This is a genomic window from Paenibacillus sp. MMO-177, assembly GCF_037147795.1.
Classification (GTDB): domain Bacteria; phylum Bacillota; class Bacilli; order Paenibacillales; family Paenibacillaceae; genus Pristimantibacillus.
The window spans coordinates 103,643-122,524 of the sequence record NZ_JBBCUR010000009.1 but is presented as its reverse complement, the minus strand read 5'-3'; the positions used below and the strand labels follow the sequence as shown (position 1 = coordinate 122,524).

Sequence of the window (18,882 nt, the reverse complement as noted above, 5' to 3'; positions counted from 1 at the left end):
ATTTAGGAGGATTCTAATGAGCGAGTTAAAGTGGCAGATTTCGAACTGGGCGTTTAAGAATAGCGAAGAGCAGGAGTGGAAGCCGGCTTTTGTGCCGGGCTGCATACATACGGACCTGCTGAAGAACGGTCTTATTTCCGAGCCTTTTGCCCAGACCAACGAGAAGGACCTGCAGTGGATTGATAAAAAAGTATGGGAATACGAATCCGTATTTGATGCCTCAAGCGAGCTGCTTGCCCATTCCCGGCTGGAGCTGGTGTTCGAGATGCTGGACACGTACGCGGACGTGTATTTGAACGATGCTTTAATTTTGTCGGCGGACAATATGTTCCGCACTTGGACGGTTGACGCGAAGCCTTACGTCCGGGAAAAGGGCAACCGCCTGTACGTTCGCTTCCGCTCCCCGATTGAAGAGGGATTGGCTAAGCTGGATCGGTATGGAGCCGGATTGCCTGCACCTAATGACGACTCGGTTATTGGCGGACTTGAAAGCAAAAAGGTAAGCGTATTCTCGCGCAAAGCGCCTTATCATTACGGCTGGGATTGGGGTCCGCGGTTTGTCACAAGCGGGCTTGGCAGACCGGTATATTTGCGGGGCTGGAGCGGTGCGCGAATCACGGACCTGTATGCTCGGCAGGATGAAGTGACGGCGGCCGAGGCGAAATTAACGGTTCAGCTTGCGGTGGAAGCGGAAAACGGCGGCGAATTTGAGCTTAAGCTCCATACCGATAACGGGCAGGAATGGACCCGCAAGGTTGTTCTGGAGCAAGGCGCGCAGACCGTCGCTTGGCCGCTTGCAATCGAACAGCCGAAGCTATGGTGGTCGCGTGGTCTTGGAGAGCCTCATTTGTATACGTTTACAGCTGCTCTCTCTCAAAGGGAATCGGAGCTGGCCCAAGCATCCGCAGTTACCGGTCTTCGTTCCGTTAAGCTTATCCGCAAGCCGGACGAGTGGGGATCGTCGTTCTACTTCGAGGTGAACGGCATTCCGGTGTTCGCGAAAGGCGCTAACCATATTCCGAACGACAGCTTCTTTGCCGAGGTGACGGATGAACGTTACCGCCACGAGATTGCAAGCGCGGTAGAATCGAACTTCAATATGCTCCGTGTATGGGGCGGGGGGATTTACGAGCAGGATATTTTCTACGAATTATGCGATCAGAACGGGCTTTTGGTCTGGCAGGACTTTATGTTCGCCTGCAGCATGTATCCCGGCGATGAAGCGTTCCTGAGCAGCGTGCGAGCGGAAGCGGAAGACAATGTGCGGCGTCTGCGCAACCATCCAAGCATCGCGTTATGGTGCGGCAACAATGAGATCGATACGGCTTGGTCGCAATATGCCGAGAATAGTGGCTGGGGCTGGAAGCAGCTGTACACCGCCGAGCAGCGGGAGCGAATCTGGGCGGACTACGAGGCCGTCTTCCATCAGGTGCTGCCGGAGGTTGTGGCGGCTATGGCGCCGGATGTTGAATACTGGCCGTCATCGCCGATGCAGCGCCTGACGGGCAACAGCGAGCAGCATGCGACCAACAACTCTTCGCATGGCGATATCCATTATTGGGCGGTATGGCATGCGCAGGAGCCATTCGAGCAGTATAACCGGAATATCGGACGCTTTATGAGCGAGTACGGCTTCCAGTCCTTCCCGGAATACAAGACCGTTCGTGCATATGCGGATGAGAAGGATATGGCGCTGGATTCCGAAGTGATGCTGCATCATCAGAAGAATGGCCGGGGCAACTTCCTGATCAAGGATTATTCGGACCGGTACATGAAGCAGCCGAAGGATTTCCCTTCCTTCCTCTATATCAGCCAGGTGCTGCAAGCCGAAGCGATGAAGCAGGCGATTGAGGCTCACCGCCGCAGCATGGACTATTGCATGGGGTCGCTATATTGGCAGATCAATGACTGCTGGCCGGTCGCATCCTGGGCGAGCATGGATTACTACGGCAGATGGAAGGCCGCCCAATATCTGATCAAGAACAGCTTTGCCGATGTTCTCTTGTCTATCGACCAAAAGGAGAACGTGACGAACTTCCATGTTGTATCCGACCTTGGGCAGTCCATTGACGCCGTGCTGGAATGGAGCCTGCATGAGTTGGACGGCTGCCTGCTGAAGTCGGGCTCCGAGACGATTGCCATTGGCGCCCGCTCGGCTAAGCTGGTTCTCTCCTTATCGGCCATGCAGCTTGGCGAGTTTAATCCGAAGGGAACGGTACTTGTCGGACGCTTGATTCAAGCTGGTCACGAGCTGGCAAGCTCGAAGCATTATTTTGTCTACACGAAGGAGCTCGCGCTTTCGGATCCTGAGCTTGTGGTGGAGGAAGCAGCCGGCAGCGAAGGAACGGCATTTGTGTTAACGGCCAAGCGGCTGGCCAAGCAGGTATGGGTGCAAGCGGAGGAGGAAGGCATCTTCACAGACAACTTCTTCGATCTGATCCCGGGTATTCCTGTAACGGTGCAGTTCAAGAAAAAAGCGGCGGACCAAGTGTTGTTCGTCCCTGCATCGCCAGGTCAGGTAACGGTTCAGTCGATGTTTAACTACGCGAAATAATATATGCAAGGCAAGATGCCCCATTGTTGCGTTAGCGATGGGGCATCTTTTTTTGTTGGCCGGAAGTGGTGTTGATGTGGGCGTAGTTAAGACCCTAGCAGGGTCTTATGTGGCATGGGAACCGATGGAGAGTAATCAATAAGACCCTGTCAGGGTCTTATTATTTCGTAATAGCACAATTTGGTGCTGAAACGGGCCGCGTGCAGCGAGATAAGACCCTGAGAGGGTCTTATGCATGTCAAGAACGGTAGAAAGCCAATCGATAAAGCCCCTACAAGGTCTTATCGATTTTTGAAGCGGGTGTGGGCATGGAAGTTAAGGTCCCTAAGGGACCTTAAGCAAGCAAAAAGAGTTGCTAGTTAGACGGTTAAGGTCCCTGGGGGACGTTAAAGCCGCTGAAGTGGCAGACTCGAGAGCTGAAGCAGGCGTTGGCGTGGAAGTTAAGGTCCCTAAGGGACCTTAAGCAAGCGAAAAGAGTAGCTGGTTAGACGGTTAAGGTCCCTGATGGACCTTAAAGTTGCTGAAGTGGCAGACTCGAGCGATGAAGCAGGCGTTGGCATGGAAGATAAGGTCCCTAAGGGACCTTAAGCAAGCGAAAAGAGCATCTAGTTAGACGGTTAAGGTCCCTGGGGGACGTTAAAGCTGCTGAAGTGGTGGACCCGAGCGATGAAGCAGGCGTTGGCTTTTTAAAAAATTAATGGATCAAGCCTCCCCCCAGGCAGATAAACGTTCTTAGAACGACCGCCAAAGCCATATATTTGCTATATAAGCTTATTGGGGGGTGTGAGACATTGGGGGTATTGATCACAGCCTTACTCGTATGCGCCTCAGCCATGGGGTTTGTGTTATTCCGAAGAAATGCGGTGCCTGTCAGCCGCGAAGGACCCTTTCAGGAGAGGAAGCTGTCGGTTATTATTCCGGCCCGTAACGAAGAGACCAATCTGCCTTTTTTGCTGGGTTCCCTTAAGGCTCAGTCCTATAAACCGTATGAGATTATTGTGGTGGACGATCATTCGGAGGACCGGACGCGGACAATTGCGGAGAGCTATGGCATAAAAGTCATCTCGAACCCTGATCTCCCAACAGGGTGGACAGGCAAGAACTGGGCGGTATGGAACGGTTACCTGCAGGCTGAAGGGGATCTGATCCTGTTTCTGGATGCGGATGTCCGCCTTGCGCCCGATGCGGTACGTTCCTTGCTTGCTGCAAGAGAGAAGGAGGGCGGGGTCATCTCGGTTGTTCCATTTCACGTAGCGGAAAAATTTTATGAGCGGCTGGCGCTTATCCCGAACCTGCTTGGCTTATTTGCCTTTACGTCTCCCATGGAGCGGACAAACCCGGATAAAGGCTTATACGGCTCCTGCATTCTCGCCACAAGAGAGGATTACGAGCAGGCGAAAGGGCATGAGAGCGTCAGGGGCGAGGTGCTTGACGATCTCAATCTGGGAGCGCGGTTTATCCAGGCCGGAGTGAAGGTGACGAATTATATCGGCCGGGGCATGGTTTCCTTCCGCATGTATCCGGGCGGGATTAAAAGCGAAATTCAGGGCTTCAGCAAAGGAGCGGTGCTCAGCACAAGCAAGCTGCATATCCGCACAACATTGCTCGTAGCGGGCTGGCTGATCGGGCTGATTGCGGCGGAAGCGGCTCCTTTTGTCATTGGAACGTCCGCGCTGCTGCCCCTAGCCATCGGTTATGTGATCTACACGCTGCAAATTTATTATTTTATCCGTTATACAGGCCGCTTCGGAATCTGGCTTCCTGCCGTACATCTATTAAGTACAGTCTTCTTTTTATACATTATGCTTTATTCTCTGTATCAGGTGGTGTTTCTTCGGAAGGTGGCCTGGAAGGGCAGAAGCATTGAGGTAGGGGGGCGTGGCAATCCATGATTATCGTATGGACGGCGGCAGCTTTTCTTGCGGGCTCCTTGATGTTCTCGTATTGGATCGGGAGGTTAAAGCAGCTTAATCTGAAAACCTACGGCGACGGCAACCCGGGAGCGATTAATTTGTGGAAGGTAGCGGGATACGGGTATGGTCTCACCGGCATTGTGCTGGATGTTCTGAAAGGCTATTTGCCGATGCTCTGGATGCAGCATAGCGGCGCGGTCACGGGCTTCGGCATTATTTTTCCCGCGGGTGCGGCTATCCTGGGCCATATGTTCTCTCCGTTTACCGGATGGAAGGGCGGCAAGGCCATTGCCGTAACCTTTGGCGTCTGGAGCGGGCTTACCGGCTTCGCGGCTTCTCTTGCCTACGCGATTATTTTGGCGGCGCTGCTATTGGCATCCAGACAACTGAGCAAGGGCAGACCTACCTCCCCGGAAACCGACGCCTTTCATGTTGTGCTGGGGATGCTGCTCTTATCCATCTATCTGGTTCTGGACAATTATTCCTGGCCGTACGTGCTTCTCGGGTTGGTTAACTTTCTCCTGCTGGCCTATTCGCACCGGAAGGAGCTGATAGGAGTCAGGGACACGAATTAATTAACGATGCGAAAAAAGGCAAAGCCCTCCTGCAAAATGCAGAAGGGCTTTATTTGCTGAATTCTAGTTTTATGATTGAGCCTGCGGCTTTTTGAAAGTGAAGGCCTTGTGCCAGGTCTTGCCGCCGTCGGAGGTCGTGCTCAGCACTGCGGCATTGGTTGCGTCCGTCGTAATGAACCAGATATGGTTGGCATCCGATGCACCGATAAATTGCGTGCCATAGCCCGTAAATTCAGATTTGCTGATTGTCCAGTGCTTGCCGCCGTCCGTTGTTTTCATGATGGTGTTTGGTTTGTCGCAAGCCGAGCATTGTCCGCCCATAATCGCGGTTTGCGGATTTACGACATACAAGGTGCCGGGGGCTGAGCTGGTCATGCCTTTAGGAACCGACGCATCGTCCATCGTAAAGCCTGGTGCCGGGCCGGAGCCTGCCCCGTTCCTCACGATTGCCGGAATCCAGGTTTTGCCGCCGTCCGTCGTATGGAACAGCGAGTAGGAGGTTTGGGACATGCCGGAGCCTCCAATAAGCTCAATCCAGGCATCGTTAGCCGCTGTGGAACGGATAATGACGTTAGTAGGAGCCTCTTCGGTTTTGCGAGTCATAACCGTATTCCAAGTCTTGCCGCCGTTCCCGGTATGCATGAAGAGAAGCCGGCCGTTCACCACTTGCACGGCCCAGCCGTTGTTCACGTCATGGAAGTAAACTTCGCCGATCTCTTTGCCCGGCGTTTGCAGCTCCGTCCATGTTTTTCCGCCGTCTTTGGTCATCGCGTTGCCGCTGAAAGCAGTTTTGTCATTCGTGAAATGGAGGAAGCCGTGATTAGGCACCGTTCCTGCCTTCGTCCATGATTTGCCGCCGTTCGTCGATTGAATGAGGATCAGGCTTTTGGCATTGCTGTCGCCAATTGTAGCCCATACTTTATTGCCGCTAAGGGCAAAAATCTGATTAATCGGCCTGCTTCCGGTATACTGAAGCTTCCAGTGCTTGCCGCCGTCGTCCGTTCTTGCGATTTGGCCGCTGCCGGCAACCCAGCCGGTCTTTGAATCGGCAAGACGAAGAGCTGTAACATTGGAGATCTGTACGGTTTGATCGTTGGTGCTGATTGGAGTCGGATTCCCCGAAGTGCTGCCCCCGTTATGGCTTGGCTGCGGCGAGGGGGTCCCCTCCGGTTCGGCGCTAGGCTTGTTTGCGCCTGCATCTGTCGAACCGGTATTCGTATTATTAGAGTTTGACGACTGGTTGGTGGAGTTGTTTGACGCAGGTGTATTGGACGATTGATCAGCCTTCGAACAGCCTGCCATAAGCAGGGTTAAACTGAGCGTGACGAGTAAGACTAGGGTGCTGATTTTTTTCATGATGTTCACCGCCTGGTTTTTATTAATAGCTTAACCTTCCTCTCCATAGACGAACCATGTTTGTGCAGAGTTGCAGGTAATTTTAGTAATAAGGCATTTTAGTCATTTGGTAGGGGGGGATTCGACAAATAAATGTGGAATTTTGTGCCTCAATATAAAGGATTATGCCAAAACGTGTCGAATAATGGGCTCAAAGACTCATATGAAGATGCGAAAATATAGTTCTTTAGTCTTTCTCGGTTCGCAACGTAGAGTCCAATCACCAGGAAGGGAACGATGACATGAACGTACGAATGAACAGCTCTTGTCTTTCGAAGAGAGCAGCTTGCGCCTTATCAGCTTTCCTGCTTACAGTGCCGCTAGTTGGCGGACAAACCGTGCATGCAGAGCCGGTCAATACGTTGTTGACGCCGGTAACGGGGGACAGCGGATGGCTGAGCGCCGGCATGGCGGTGAATGGAGACTCTTTCAGTTTTGACGTCAGCGGTGTATTCCCGCAGTTTACGGGTCCGGTAACTGTAACGGCTTCATCTAGCAAGTCAAACGTGGCAACGGCCACAGCTGCTAATGGCCGGATCGAAGTCCGTGTCAAAGAGCCTGGTGTTACCCGTCTTGCGATCACGGGCAATGATTCTACCTCGCTTGCTTTAAACGATTACGTAGATCTGAACGTAACTCTCCTTGGGGATACAACGGGGGACGGAGTATTAACTTCAGCCGACGTGCTGTACATCTATAAAGTGATTAATTCCAAGCTTCCCATAACGGATCAGGAGAAAAATAGGCTCGACGTTAACCGCGACGGCGTCATTACGACGGCCGATGCAACCGTGCTGATGAATAGCTATGTCGGCAAAACGCCGGCGACAGGGGGAGTGAAATTTATTGCCGAGCTGAAAGACAGCAACGATGCGCCGGTCGCCGACAAGGTTGCGATTACGGGAACGGTACAGACGGGCAGCACGCTAACGGGCGGATACCGCTATGCCGATCCGGAGAACGATGCCGAGGGCTCGACGCTTTATCAATGGTACCGCGGCACCCTGGCTGACGGATCGGACAAGGCGCCTATTGCCGGTGAAATAACTACAACGTACACCGTTCAGGATGCAGATGTCTATCATTACCTCTTCTTCGAGGTTACTCCGGTTGATTCGAACGGAGCAGCGGGCTCAGCTGCCCGGGCAGGCACAATCGGTTTGGTTCCCGATACTTCGCCGCCTGTCGTAACGGGAACGACGCCGGTAGTTCTTTCGAATGCCGCAAGCCGTACCGAACAGATGCAGATTGTCTTTAATGAGCCGATCAAAGCGGCAGCAGGCAAAAGCATACATATATATCGTGTCTCGGACAATCAACTGATGGCGACCTACCTCGCATCGGATACCTCGAAAGTGACGGTGACGGGCACCACGGCCGTTCTTGTTAATCCGGGACTTGGCAATGCAACGGCTTATTACGTCACGATTGATGCGGGCGCCTTTACCGATCTTGTCGGCAATCCGCATGAAGGTATTTCCGGCAGCACGGGCTGGGGCTTTACAACCGTAGATACGGAAGGGCCGGTTACGGCCTCGTTATCCCCGGCGAACGGAGCGGTGGATGCCAATAAAGCGTCGAACTTCACCTTGATGCTGGATGAGAATGTACAAGCCGTTAGCGGTAAAAAAATAACGATTCTCAACGCGGATCATAGCAAGCTTGTCTCCTATGACGCTGCGGATACCTCGAAAGTAACGATCAGCGGCAAGTCGGTGGCGATTCATAATCCGGGCTTGGCCGAGACGACGTCTTACTCCATCGAAGTGGAGGCGGGGGCATTGACCGACCTTAGCGGTAACAACTTTGCGGGAATCAACGGTATGGATTGGTCGTTCACCACGCCGGATACGATTGCGCCTGTTCTTCAGTCAACGACACCTGCCGACGATGCCTCCGGCGTAAACCGGACAGCCGATATCTCGATGGAATTCTCTGAGCCCGTACAAGCGGTAAACGGTAAGACCGTGCGAATTTACCGGAATTCAGACAACAGTCTGTTCAAGACCTATAACGTGATGGATACAAATGCCGTCCAGATTAACAGTAATACCGTAACGCTGCTTAATCCGAACTTGGCCGACGGCACAGATTTTTATGTGGAAATTGATGCGGGAGCCTTCCGGGATGCTGCGGGCAACAACTATGCCGGCTTGCAAGGAATATTGGCATGGAATTTCTCCACGCCGGATACGATTGCGCCGGTTGTTAGCAACTTGAATCCTTCCAATAACGCGACAAAAGTAAGCCAGACCGATCAGCTTACGGTCACATTCAGCGAACCGGTCGTGCCGGTTAACGGCAAGAAGGTAACGATCCTCAATAAGACTGATCAATCCGAGTTTGCCGTATATACATTGGGCACGGATTCGGAAATAGCGATTAACGGCGATACCTTGACCATTCAGCATGCTCCGTTTGATACGTTGAAGGGTTATGTTATTCAGATTGAAGCGGGAGCGTTGAAGGATGCTGCCGGAAACAGCTTTGCGGGGATCGCGGATTGGAATTTTACGTCCAAGGATACGCGTGAAATGCTGGCTGTCGAAGATCCTGGTGCACCGCTCGTTGAAAGTGCACTAAATTCCGGGGCCTTCATAACGCTGACGCTTGACGGGGATACATTCATGGCTGATGCGGATAGCGACGATTTTGTCTTGAACCATGCCCCGGCAGGCCTATCGATTATCGGTGCGGGAGTGTTTCCTGATGGATCGGCTTATGTCATGTTCGATTATGACGGTACGGATTTTGATACGGACATTACGGATTTTTCGGTTACGGCATCATCTTCGGCTGTCGCAAGCGGGCATGCGATCACCTCGCAGAACCTGACGATTAAGGCGGAAATCGAACCGGACGTGATCAGTACGGTTCCTGCTGCGGGAGCAACCAAGGTGAAGAAGGCAGATCCGCTTACGATGACCTTTGACAAGAACATTTCGGCTGCTGCAGGGAAGAAGATTAAGATCTACAAAAAATCGGATAACAGTGTCGTCGAGACAGTTGATGCGGGTGACGGATCCAAGGTATCCGTGAACGGTTCAACCGTAACGATTCAGCATAACGCTTTCGTTACAAACACCGATTACTATGTTGTGGTCGAAGCGGGAGCCTTCGTGGATGCCAGCCTGATCGGGAACAAAACGGTTAATGCCTTTGCGTTCAAGACAACGTCGGTTGAAATCGTGCCAGAAATGTATATTTCGGAGTTTCTGAAGGGGACGGAGGCAGATGATATAGCGGTAGAACTGTATTATCCCGAGAGAGCTCCCGGCCCAAATCCAGTTCCGAGCAATACCTATTCACTGTCGATCTATCATTATGATTTAAAAAACGAAACAACGGTTGTTAGCTCTCAGAAGCTTTTCACAAAAGCATGGAAAAACAATGTTTATATATATATTGATAAAGAATTTTATGAGTTTATGACATATACACAAGCACCTTATTATAATCATGAGGTTCAATTTAATATAAATCCTAACTTTATCCTGAAAGGAATTGTCCTAAAAAAGGGCGATCAAGTGATTGATGTCCTTGGTGACCCTTATGCAACTGGCGCGGGAGGGATGTTAGCTACCCCTAAGACTCTTGTTCGAAATTCGGGCGTTAACGGAGCATCTATTGAATTTGATGAAGATCAGTGGACGACTTACCCTGCTAACACATTCCAGTACATGGGCAATCATACGCCATAAAAACTTATTGGAGGCTCAACATGACCTTACAGCGGAAGATGTTTAACCCTTTACTGACGGCTTTGCTGGCTGTTACCCTGCTGCTGGGCGGATTGTCCTTTGACAGCGCCCGCGCGCAGGCTTCGGCAGGCGTGCCTGTCCAGCTGACGATTGGCGACGTGTCGGTTAATACCGGCGGGACAGTGGATGTTCCGGTATCGATCAAGCAGCCGGAAAGAGGGATTGGCTCGTATAATGTCCAGCTGAATTTTGACCCAAAGGCCCTCGAAATCATTAGCGTTAAGCCAAAATACGGTGACACGAATACCGAGACATGCAGCGCATCACAGGAAGGCTGCTTCGTGTCCAATACGGATCAGGATAACGGTTGGCTGCGCGTGATCTGGGTTGATACAACCGGCGGCGATCGGTTGATTAACGAGGCTAAACAGCTGTTTACGGTACAAGTAAAAGCAAAATCAGGCTCGGAATCCGCCAAGCAGAAGCTGACGGTTGATAAGGAAGATCCTGCCAGCCTGACCTTTACGGACGGGGACATGCACTCCTTGCCTGTGGCGGTAACGGAAGGCGAGGTTACGGTGTATCCAAATTTACCGATCGATACCGGCAAAGTGAAGGTGATTGTGGACGGCAAGGAGCAGGGCGAATCGGCTACGCTGTCAAGCGTTGTCGTTAATGGCCGGGTTGTTACGACCATCAGCGTGGATAATGAGAAGGTTGCCCAGCAGCTGAAACAGAATCAGATCAAAACGCTGACGCTTCCAGTGGAAGGCAGCCGCGAAGTCGTCGTTGGCGAGCTGAACGGACAGCTGGTCAAGCTGATGGAAAATAGGGATGCAGCGCTTGTCATCCAGACGAATCAAGCAAGCTATACATTGTCCGCTTCGCAGATGAATATCGATCTGGTTGCAAGTCAATTAGGTGCGGGAACGGCGCTGCAGGATATTAAGATCCATGTGACGATTTCGGCTGTAAAGGATAAGCAAGGCGTGGAGCAGGCGGCCGCTAACAGCGGTGCGGATCTTATCGCTACGCCGGTTCAGTTTGAAGTTACGGCAAGCTACGGAGGCAAGTCGGTTACGATAGACCGCTTCTCGAATTACGTGAATCGCACAATCGAGATTCCGGATGGCGTTGATCCATCCCATATTACGACTGGCGTTGTGATGGCAAGCGACGGAACGGTTACGCATGTACCTACTCTGATCACGCAGTCGGGCGGCCACTACTACGCACAGATTAACAGCTTGACGAACAGCACGTATGCGGTGGTATGGCATTCCAAAACCTTTGCCGATGTAACGAATCATTGGGCCAAGGCAGATATTAACGATCTGGCATCCCGCATGGTTATCCAGGGAGTATCAGCAGACACTTTTGCGCCGGACCGCTCCGTAACGCGGGCGGAATTCACCGCTATTTTGCTGCGGGCTCTAGGCATTCATGCTTCCAAGGACGATACCCAAGTATCCTTCCGCGACGTGGGTGCGACAGCATGGTACCATGACTCGGTAGTGGATGCCGTATCGTATGGTCTTATTACGGGATATTCGGACGGAAGCTTCCATCCGAATGCTTCGATCTCCCGGCAAGAAGCGATTGTGATGATTAATCGGGCTTCCGCCATGACTGGTCTGGTACAAGCTTCGGCTAGCGAAACTGCGGGGCTCATCAGCCCGTTCAGCGACAAGAAGAACATCGACAGTTGGGCTCTTGAGGCGGTAGCATCCGTAGCGAAGCAAGGCATTGTAAAAGGAACAAACGGCAAGCTTCTGCCAAAGCAGCCGGTTACCCGCGCGGAATCGGCCGTTATGATGAAGCGCGTGCTGGTTGCAGCCGGACTTATTAATTCCTAGGCGGACATGAAAAAGCTATCCCCCTGCTCTTGGCTGGGGGATAGCTTTTTTCGCTGCATTAAGCCTTTTTCTTGATCGGGATATAGATGTCCATCTGAATCTCCGAGAGTGCGGGGTTGCAGCGCTCGTCGTACAGCTCGAACTCTGGCGTGCCGGCATGTTCGTAGCCCGAATGAGGGAACCACTCGCCAAAGACGGTCATCCAAGTATTCTGAATTGAGGAGGAAAACTGCTCGCGCGGCACCTTTGGCGTGGTGAACACGGCATATTCGGCTCCGTCGAACTCGCGGCATACGAGACCTTCGCCTTCTACGCCTTCAAAGGTTTCCGCTTCCATGCCAATCAGGTATGAGAAGCTGTCCGAGCCCATGTCGAAGTTATAGCAGATGCCAAGCTCGACCGGAGATTCCTTGTGCACGCGGTTCGGGATGTTGTTGTACAGCTCTTTCCGAATATACTCCTGCCAGAAGGCCGGGATCTCTTTATGATTGTCTCCGTTTGCCCGGGTACGGATCTCGTAGCCGATGACCTTGAAGGCAGGTTTGGTTATGATCTTGTATTCCATTCGTATTCCTCCTAAATAGGGATTGTACTTGCGCTGCAGCACATTCAGCCTGGAGTAGGCAGGAGGCTTAATCCCCCGTTTGCGGTACTCGGCCGGCGTCATTTCGAACATGCGCTTGAAGGCGCGGGTGAAGGTCTCATGGTTCTGAAACCCGGTATCGAGAGCGATATCAATCAGCCTTGCATCCGAATAAGCCATCTGGTAAGCGGATATCGCCAGACGCCGTTTACGCACATATTCCATTACGGTCTCTCCTGCCATGGATTGAAAGACTCGGTGGAAATGAAAGTCCGAGAGCCTCGCAACCTGCGCCAGCCGCGATAAAGACAGCTCCTCGCCTATATGCGCTTCAATGTAATCAATCGTCTGCTGAATCTGCACCAGATAGTCCTGCTTCACTCGAATGTTTGCCTCCTTGTTCTCCGGGTGACCTCATTGTATACGAATGGAAACCCATAATCTTGATGATTCTTGCTATATCAAAAGAAACAGCCCCCGGCGTTAAACCAGAGGCTGCTCAAGATCTTGAAAGTTTCTTATGGCAAAATGTTGCCTGCCGCGCGGTAAATTTCATACCACTCTTCGCGGGTAAGCGTAATGTCGGCTGCTTTTACGCAGTCCTTCAGACGCTCGATGTTCATCGAACCGATAACCGGCTGCATTTTGGCAGGATGGCGGAGCAGCCACGCAATGGCGATCGTTGTGTTGCTCACGTCATATTTGCCGGCAATCGCGTCGATCGCTTTGTTGAGCTCAGGGAACTTGTCGTTATCCAGGAATACGCCTTCGAAGAAGCCGTATTGGAATGGCGACCAAGGCTGAATCGTAATGTCGTGCAGGCGGCAATAGTCCAGGATGCTGCCGTCGCGGTTGATCGCGGAGCTGTTCTCCATGTTCACGTTAATGCCATTGGAGATCATGTTCGCGTTCGTGATGCTGAGCTGAAGCTGGTTCGCCACGATCGGCTGTTTCACCGATTTTTTGAGCAGCTCGATTTGCATCGGGTTCTGGTTCGATACGCCGAAGTGGCGTACTTTGCCGGAGCTTTCCAGACGGTCGAACGCTTCAGCCACTTCATCGGGCTCAACCAGCGCATCCGGACGGTGCAGGAGCAGAATGTCGAGGTAGTCGGTTTTGAGGCGCTTCAGGATTGCGTCCGTCGAAGCAAGGATATGCTCCTTCGAGAAGTCGAACATTACGCCAGGCTTAATGCCGCATTTGGACTGCAAAATAATATTTTCACGAACGCTGTCGTTCATATGAATCGCTTCCGCGAAGATTTCCTCGCAGGTGCCTGCGCCGTAAATGTCCGCATGGTCGAAGAAGTTCGCCCCTTGCTCCAGTGCCGTTTGGACAAAACGCTCTGCCCCGGCTTTATCCAAGGAATTGATACGCATACAGCCAACCGCAACTACCGGTACCTCAAGCGCAGTGCTTCCGAGTTTAATGGTTCTCATTAATAAGTCCCTCCTAAAATGGATGTTTACACAAAGCGTGAATCACGCTGCTTGTGATGATTCTTGTTGCAGGAATCGGATTGGAATGCCGCCAACTATGTAATCGGTTGCAAATTTGCGGGATACGGACACTGTCCCGCGTATCCTTCTCGATTGTGACATAGTTGCTGGCTGGTTTCAAGGCATGGACTTAGGAAAGTTTGTTAAGTTTCTTTAGCGTTTACGCTACAATGAAAGTAACGAATAGAGGCGAAGCCTCTGGCAGGGGGCAGAAAGCATGACTACGGCGCATGATATCGGACTGGTACTGGAAGGCGGCGGCATGCGGGGTGTGTATACGGCCGGCGTGCTGGAGTATTTTTCGGAGCATAACTTGTATTTCCCTTATATGATCGGCGTGTCGGCGGGGGCTTGCATGGGGGCGAGCTATCTGTCGAGACAGCTTGGGCGCAACCGGACCGTCAATGTGGAATGGGTAAGCGATCCGCGGTATATCTCTTGGAAAAACCTCTGGAAGAAGCGGCAGCTCTTCGGCATGGACTTTATCTTCGACGAGATTCCGAACAAGCATGTGCCGTTTGATTATGCGGCTTTCGAGCGGAACCTGGAGGAGTTCGTCATTGGTACAACCGACTGCGAGACGGGAGAGACGGTCTATTACCGGAAGACCGAACCGGACTTCGACCTGCTGCAGCTGCTCCGGGCGTCCAGCTCGCTTCCTTTTATCGCGCCCATTGTGGAATATGGCGGGCGGAAGCTGCTGGACGGCGGCATTTCCGATCCGATTCCGCTCGGGAAGGCTGAAAGCGACGGCTATAAGCGCAATCTGCTTATTCTGACGAGGAACGAGGACTACCGGAAATCGGCTGGCAAGTTCGGCTGGATCGTCAGGCGCGCCTACCGGAAATACCCGAAGCTTGTGGAGCTCATGCTTGGGAGGCATGAAAGGTATAACGGGACGCTAGACTATATCGCCGAGCAGGAGAAGGCCGGCAAGGTATTTGTGATTCGTCCGCATGAGACGCTTGTGGTGGGACGGATGGAGCGGGATCCGGCGAAGCTTGATGCCTTGTACAAGCAGGGCTACGAGGATGCGAAGCGGATGATGCCGCAGCTGCGGGAATGGATGGAAGGCTAAGCCGAGAGGATTGCGGGCGGAGCCGGGTTTATTTTATAATCGAGAGGTAAAGGGAGGCGGTAACAATGGCAAATCAATTTGCCGGATTACGAATCAGCTTCATGCAGAGCCTGAATTAGGGGCGATACTTTGCATGGGGCGTACTTGAAGGATGGTCGCCCGGCTATCGTTTCTAATAATGGGCTTTGCACCTTATTTGAGAGTAAGTCGATCAAATAAAAATAAGGGGCTGACAAAGCAATGTGTACACCATTTATTAGAAACCATCAACTGAATTTGATTAAGAAGCAAGTAGGAGAGCTGCAAAAGGCCTGCAGCACGGTATCCGATCCGAAGGTTATCGCGTCCGTGCGGTCAAATACGCCTTTTAAAGTGATGGAAGCATTCCCGGGGGCAACGGAAGCTGAGCAGAAGCTGCTCGAAAGCTTTGCGTCGTTAAATACCCCGCTGGAGTTTCAGGGTTACCTGAGGTCGCTTGAGGAATACGTGAAGCCGTTCGATTCAGTAGAGGAGAAGCAGCTGAAGAAGCTGTTCCCGAAGGCCAAAAAGCTGAAGGTTCCCGATCTCGCGGCAATTGATCTGCGTTACGTGACTTATCTCGGCTGGACCGATATCGCAACGAATAAAATGTATCTCGCGTATCATCTGAACGGCCGGCTTGTAGGGGTGGAAGGCAGATTTACGCCCGTGCAGAAGAAGAGCGTATGCTTCCTGTGCAACCGGCATGAGGAAGTGGCATTGTTCTCGGCCGTAACGAAGTCGAGACCGGCTAATGCTTCGCCGGATTACTACAAGGCCATCGGCAATTATATGTGCGTGAACAGCGAGAGCTGCAACAATAATATTACCGATGTGACGGTGTTGGAGCGCTTCATTTCCGATATCGTTCTTTAATCGAATAGAGAGAAAGCCCGCCGGAGACGGCGGGCTTTTCGTTTGTCACCACAATAGAATTAATAATTTCAAGGATAGTGGAAACTGAAATTCTATTTGGCGATAAAACCTACCTCTAAACGCGGTCGCTCATCTTCGAATGGCATCGATAGAGGTTTTCTCATTTTGCTTTTGCAGCCTGGCGATAGCGGAACTGCTTGTATTGGAAGTACATGAAGCAGCCGAGGCAGAAGCCGCTTAAGGCGGCTACAACGGCAGCGGTCAGCATGCCAAGAGCGATGTAAGACAGAACCGTCAGCCCGAGATAATGCGCGGCAAGGGTGACAACAAGGAACAGAATCGCGAGCAGATTGTTAAAGCGCAGCAGCTCGCGGGCTTCAGTCCGCTGGCTTACCGGGAGCAAAGGCGAGAACAGGCGGACAAACAGATTATATTTGACACCGTACGTACGGCTGACGAGCTGAACGGCCAGCGGCAGGATTAGAATCCACCATTGCTGGGTCAAGACCGTTGCAATCACGCTTAACAGAATGCCAAGCTGATTGCCGCGGACGTGGTGCAGGGGCACTTCCTCCACACATTCGTAACTGAGGTTAACGGTAGGTTGGGACATTAATAGATCCTCCATTCACGCGATATGGTTTACGTGACGACTATCCTCAGTATATAATAATTCTTAGTTTTCTGGTAGGGATTTAAGTATAAATAAATTGAGAATATTTTGAGATTGACGCTCTTTCCAAAACTCATTAAAATGGAACGAGCGCAATTTTGTACGGCAGCTGACTGGAGGTAAAACAAGAAGCTCATGAACTTGAAAACCATAGCAATTTGCCTGTATGTGATGCTTATTTATTGGCTTTCCCTGCATTTTTCTTTCCTGGACACCTTATTTTTCCCAACGCTTGGCGCGTTTAGCTTTCTGTTCATATCCCGTTCCTCGACGATATCCGAAGTGGGCAAAGTCACCTTTGGCGCGGTTGTATCCTCTGTCATCGGGACGGTATTGTACTACATTTATCCAAGTCCGATCTCGCTGTTTGTTAACGTCATTATTACCATCTGGCTAATCAATAAATTCAAATGGAATGCCCCGCCGATTGTGGCTGTGGCGCTGATCCCGTTCTTCTCGCACTCCACCCATCATTGGGCGATACCGCTCTCCGTAGGCGTGGCGCTGCTTGGTCTTATGCTGGTGCTTTACATCGCCCGGAAGCTTGAGAGCAGAAGAGCGCAGACGTACGAATCCTCCGAATCCACGGCCGCTTAAGGCAAGTGGATTTTTTTGTGGTCATTTGGAAATCCGTCATGGACAAATCATGGCGATAGTAGTAGCTTAGTAGGTAGTTTAAGGTTCGCCAATTCAACGAGAAGAATGAGATGATGATATGGGTATAGGACGACCCAGACTGAGAGGGAAGCATGAGGCTTTCCTGGAAAAGCACTTCACGGGAGTGTCGATTGATTACCGGCAAATTATTGCCTTGTTTATTCCGATTTTGATTGACCAGGCGTTTATCGTTGGCCTCAACCTGGTGAATACGGCAATGGTCAGCTCGTCCGGCGTAGATGCGGTTAGTGCCGTCAACATGGTCGACTCGCTGAACATCTTCCTGATCAGCGTCTTTATCGCCGTATCGACAGGGGGGACGGTTGTTGTTGCGCAATACAAAGGCAGCGGCAATCATCAGATGGTATCGAAGTCCGCGGCCAGCTCCGTCTCGTCGGTTACGCTTGTCGCTTTTGCGATCAGCCTGATCGTTGTGGTGTTCCATAGCCAGATGCTCAATCTGCTGTTTGGAGCGGCTTCGCCGGAGGTATTCCAGGAGGGTCGGACATATCTGATCGGTAGCGGCTTGTCTTATGTCGGCATCGCCATGATGGAGGCGGTATGCGGGGCGCTTCGCGGGATCGGAAGAAGCAGGGCATCGCTGATGCTGTCGCTTGTCATGAACCTGACGTACGTGCTGCTCAACATCGTCTTTATTAACTTGATGAACATGGGCGTGCTGGGGCTTGCCATCTCCGTTAATATTTCGCGGTATGCGGCAGCTATTCTGGCCATTGTCTATCTCGTGAAGATTGACACGAACCTGCGGCTTCGCCTTCGGGATATGCTGTCGGTCAATTTTTCGATGCTTCGGAAAATCCTGTTCGTCGGGCTGCCGTTTGCGGCGGAGCAGATGTTCTTCAACGGCGGCAAAATCGTTACCCAAACGTTTGTCGTTGGTCTGGGTACCTTCGCTATCGCAACCAACGCCATTAGCGGCTCGCTTGCAAACGTGCTGCAGATTCCGTCCAATGCGCTGGCGATTACCGCCATTACGGTCATTGGCCAATGCATGGGCCAGCGGAATATCGAAGACGCGCGGAAGTTCACCCGATCTTTCCTGTGGCTGTCCACGGCTTGCCTGTTCGTGATGGCTTGTCTGATGCTGCCGCTATTCTATCCGCTAGTGGGGCTGTTCCATCCTCCGGCTGAGATTGTGGACGATATCTTCATCATTACGATTATTAATGCTCTTATGCAAGTTGTATTCTGGTCCATCAGCTTTATTATGCCGTCGGCTCTTCGGGCGGCGGGCGACTCGAAGTTTACGTCGGTCGTTTCGCTGCTGTCGATGTGGCTGTTCCGGATTGTGCTTGGTTATCTGCTCGCGATCGTATTCGACTTCGGCATCCTAGGCGTCTGGCTGGCGATGAACCTCGAGTGGGGCGTAAGGGGAGCCATCTTCCTATGGCGCTTCCGCGGCAAGAAGTGGTACCGGCATCGGTTGATTGACTAGCTGAAATAGAAAAAGCCTCCAGCTTGTGCTGGAGGCTTTTTTATTATT

13 protein-coding genes are annotated in these 18,882 nt (G+C 51.9%); 9 read left to right on the top strand and 4 right to left on the bottom strand.

Features of this window, described 5'->3' with window-relative positions:
- Positions 1–16 precede the first annotated feature (16 nt).
- The 3 genes from WFK81_RS24160 (at position 17) to WFK81_RS24150 (ending at position 5,042) form a co-directional block, all read left to right on the top strand.
- Positions 17–2,554 carry a beta-mannosidase gene (locus WFK81_RS24160; RefSeq protein ID WP_336789168.1) on the top strand — a complete coding sequence of 846 codons (2,538 nt, stop codon included), beginning with the start codon at positions 17–19 and terminating at the stop codon, positions 2,552–2,554.
- Between the two features lie 791 nt (positions 2,555–3,345).
- Entirely contained in the window at positions 3,346–4,446 is a 1,101-nt protein-coding gene (locus WFK81_RS24155) for a glycosyltransferase (protein ID WP_442956094.1), read from the top strand.
- Positions 4,443–5,042 carry a glycerol-3-phosphate acyltransferase gene (locus WFK81_RS24150; RefSeq protein WP_336789165.1) on the top strand — a complete coding sequence of 200 codons (600 nt, stop codon included), beginning with the start codon at positions 4,443–4,445 and terminating at the stop codon, positions 5,040–5,042. Before WFK81_RS24155 ends, WFK81_RS24150 begins: the two co-directional genes overlap by 4 nt.
- A 69-nt stretch (positions 5,043–5,111) precedes the next feature.
- Here WFK81_RS24150 and WFK81_RS24145 read toward each other — a convergent pair whose 3' ends face one another.
- Positions 5,112–6,398: a WD40/YVTN/BNR-like repeat-containing protein gene (locus WFK81_RS24145; protein WP_336789163.1), complete on the bottom strand. Its 1,287-nt coding sequence runs from the start codon at positions 6,396–6,398 to the stop codon at positions 5,112–5,114.
- 281 nt (positions 6,399–6,679) lie between these two features.
- On the opposite strand from WFK81_RS24145, the gene WFK81_RS24140 reads away from it, so the two are divergent.
- Together WFK81_RS24140 and WFK81_RS24135 are read left to right on the top strand one after the other, a co-directional pair.
- On the top strand, positions 6,680–10,138 hold the full coding sequence (locus tag WFK81_RS24140) for an Ig-like domain-containing protein (RefSeq protein WP_336789161.1): 3,459 nt from the start codon (positions 6,680–6,682) through the stop codon (positions 10,136–10,138).
- Between the two features lie 20 nt (positions 10,139–10,158).
- Positions 10,159–11,994, top strand: coding sequence for an S-layer homology domain-containing protein (locus WFK81_RS24135; protein WP_336789160.1), 1,836 nt, complete (start codon positions 10,159–10,161; stop codon positions 11,992–11,994).
- 58 nt (positions 11,995–12,052) lie between these two features.
- Here WFK81_RS24135 and WFK81_RS24130 read toward each other — a convergent pair whose 3' ends face one another.
- The gene (locus WFK81_RS24130; protein WP_336789159.1) at positions 12,053–12,958 is read right to left on the bottom strand and encodes an AraC family transcriptional regulator; all 906 of its coding nucleotides are present in this window, start codon (positions 12,956–12,958) and stop codon (positions 12,053–12,055) included.
- A 137-nt stretch (positions 12,959–13,095) separates the two neighbouring features.
- A complete protein-coding gene (locus WFK81_RS24125) occupies positions 13,096–14,016 on the bottom strand; it encodes an aldo/keto reductase (RefSeq protein WP_336789157.1) in 921 nt (306 codons plus the stop codon).
- Positions 14,017–14,293: 277 nt separating this feature from the next.
- Between WFK81_RS24125 and WFK81_RS24120 the strand changes: the two genes are divergently transcribed.
- Positions 14,294–15,154: a patatin-like phospholipase family protein gene (locus WFK81_RS24120; protein ID WP_336789155.1), complete on the top strand. Its 861-nt coding sequence runs from the start codon at positions 14,294–14,296 to the stop codon at positions 15,152–15,154.
- Between the two features lie 240 nt (positions 15,155–15,394).
- The gene (locus WFK81_RS24115) at positions 15,395–16,048 is read left to right on the top strand and encodes a FusB/FusC family EF-G-binding protein (RefSeq protein ID WP_336789153.1); all 654 of its coding nucleotides are present in this window, start codon (positions 15,395–15,397) and stop codon (positions 16,046–16,048) included.
- 160 nt (positions 16,049–16,208) lie between these two features.
- Here WFK81_RS24115 and WFK81_RS24110 read toward each other — a convergent pair whose 3' ends face one another.
- The gene (locus tag WFK81_RS24110; protein ID WP_336789151.1) at positions 16,209–16,661 is read right to left on the bottom strand and encodes a DUF4395 domain-containing protein; all 453 of its coding nucleotides are present in this window, start codon (positions 16,659–16,661) and stop codon (positions 16,209–16,211) included.
- 201 nt (positions 16,662–16,862) lie between these two features.
- Here WFK81_RS24110 and WFK81_RS24105 point away from each other — a divergent pair, with 201 nt between their 5' ends.
- Together WFK81_RS24105 and WFK81_RS24100 are read left to right on the top strand one after the other, a co-directional pair.
- The gene (locus tag WFK81_RS24105) at positions 16,863–17,318 is read left to right on the top strand and encodes an HPP family protein (protein ID WP_336789149.1); all 456 of its coding nucleotides are present in this window, start codon (positions 16,863–16,865) and stop codon (positions 17,316–17,318) included.
- 118 nt (positions 17,319–17,436) lie between these two features.
- Entirely contained in the window at positions 17,437–18,834 is a 1,398-nt protein-coding gene (locus tag WFK81_RS24100; protein WP_336789147.1) for an MATE family efflux transporter, read from the top strand.
- The last annotated feature ends 48 nt before the right edge of the window (positions 18,835–18,882 follow it).

Coding starts and splice junctions, on each gene's coding strand:
- WFK81_RS24160 (WP_336789168.1), top strand. CDS start 17: ATGAGCGAGTTAAAGTGGCAGATTTCGAACTGGGCGTTTAAGAATAGC.
- WFK81_RS24150 (WP_336789165.1), top strand. CDS start 4,443: ATGATTATCGTATGGACGGCGGCAGCTTTTCTTGCGGGCTCCTTGATG.
- WFK81_RS24145 (WP_336789163.1), bottom strand. CDS start 6,398: ATGAAAAAAATCAGCACCCTAGTCTTACTCGTCACGCTCAGTTTAACC.
- WFK81_RS24140 (WP_336789161.1), top strand. CDS start 6,680: ATGAACGTACGAATGAACAGCTCTTGTCTTTCGAAGAGAGCAGCTTGC.
- WFK81_RS24135 (WP_336789160.1), top strand. CDS start 10,159: ATGACCTTACAGCGGAAGATGTTTAACCCTTTACTGACGGCTTTGCTG.
- WFK81_RS24125 (WP_336789157.1), bottom strand. CDS start 14,016: ATGAGAACCATTAAACTCGGAAGCACTGCGCTTGAGGTACCGGTAGTT.
- WFK81_RS24120 (WP_336789155.1), top strand. CDS start 14,294: ATGACTACGGCGCATGATATCGGACTGGTACTGGAAGGCGGCGGCATG.
- WFK81_RS24115 (WP_336789153.1), top strand. CDS start 15,395: ATGTGTACACCATTTATTAGAAACCATCAACTGAATTTGATTAAGAAG.
- WFK81_RS24110 (WP_336789151.1), bottom strand. CDS start 16,661: ATGTCCCAACCTACCGTTAACCTCAGTTACGAATGTGTGGAGGAAGTG.
- WFK81_RS24100 (WP_336789147.1), top strand. CDS start 17,437: ATGGGTATAGGACGACCCAGACTGAGAGGGAAGCATGAGGCTTTCCTG.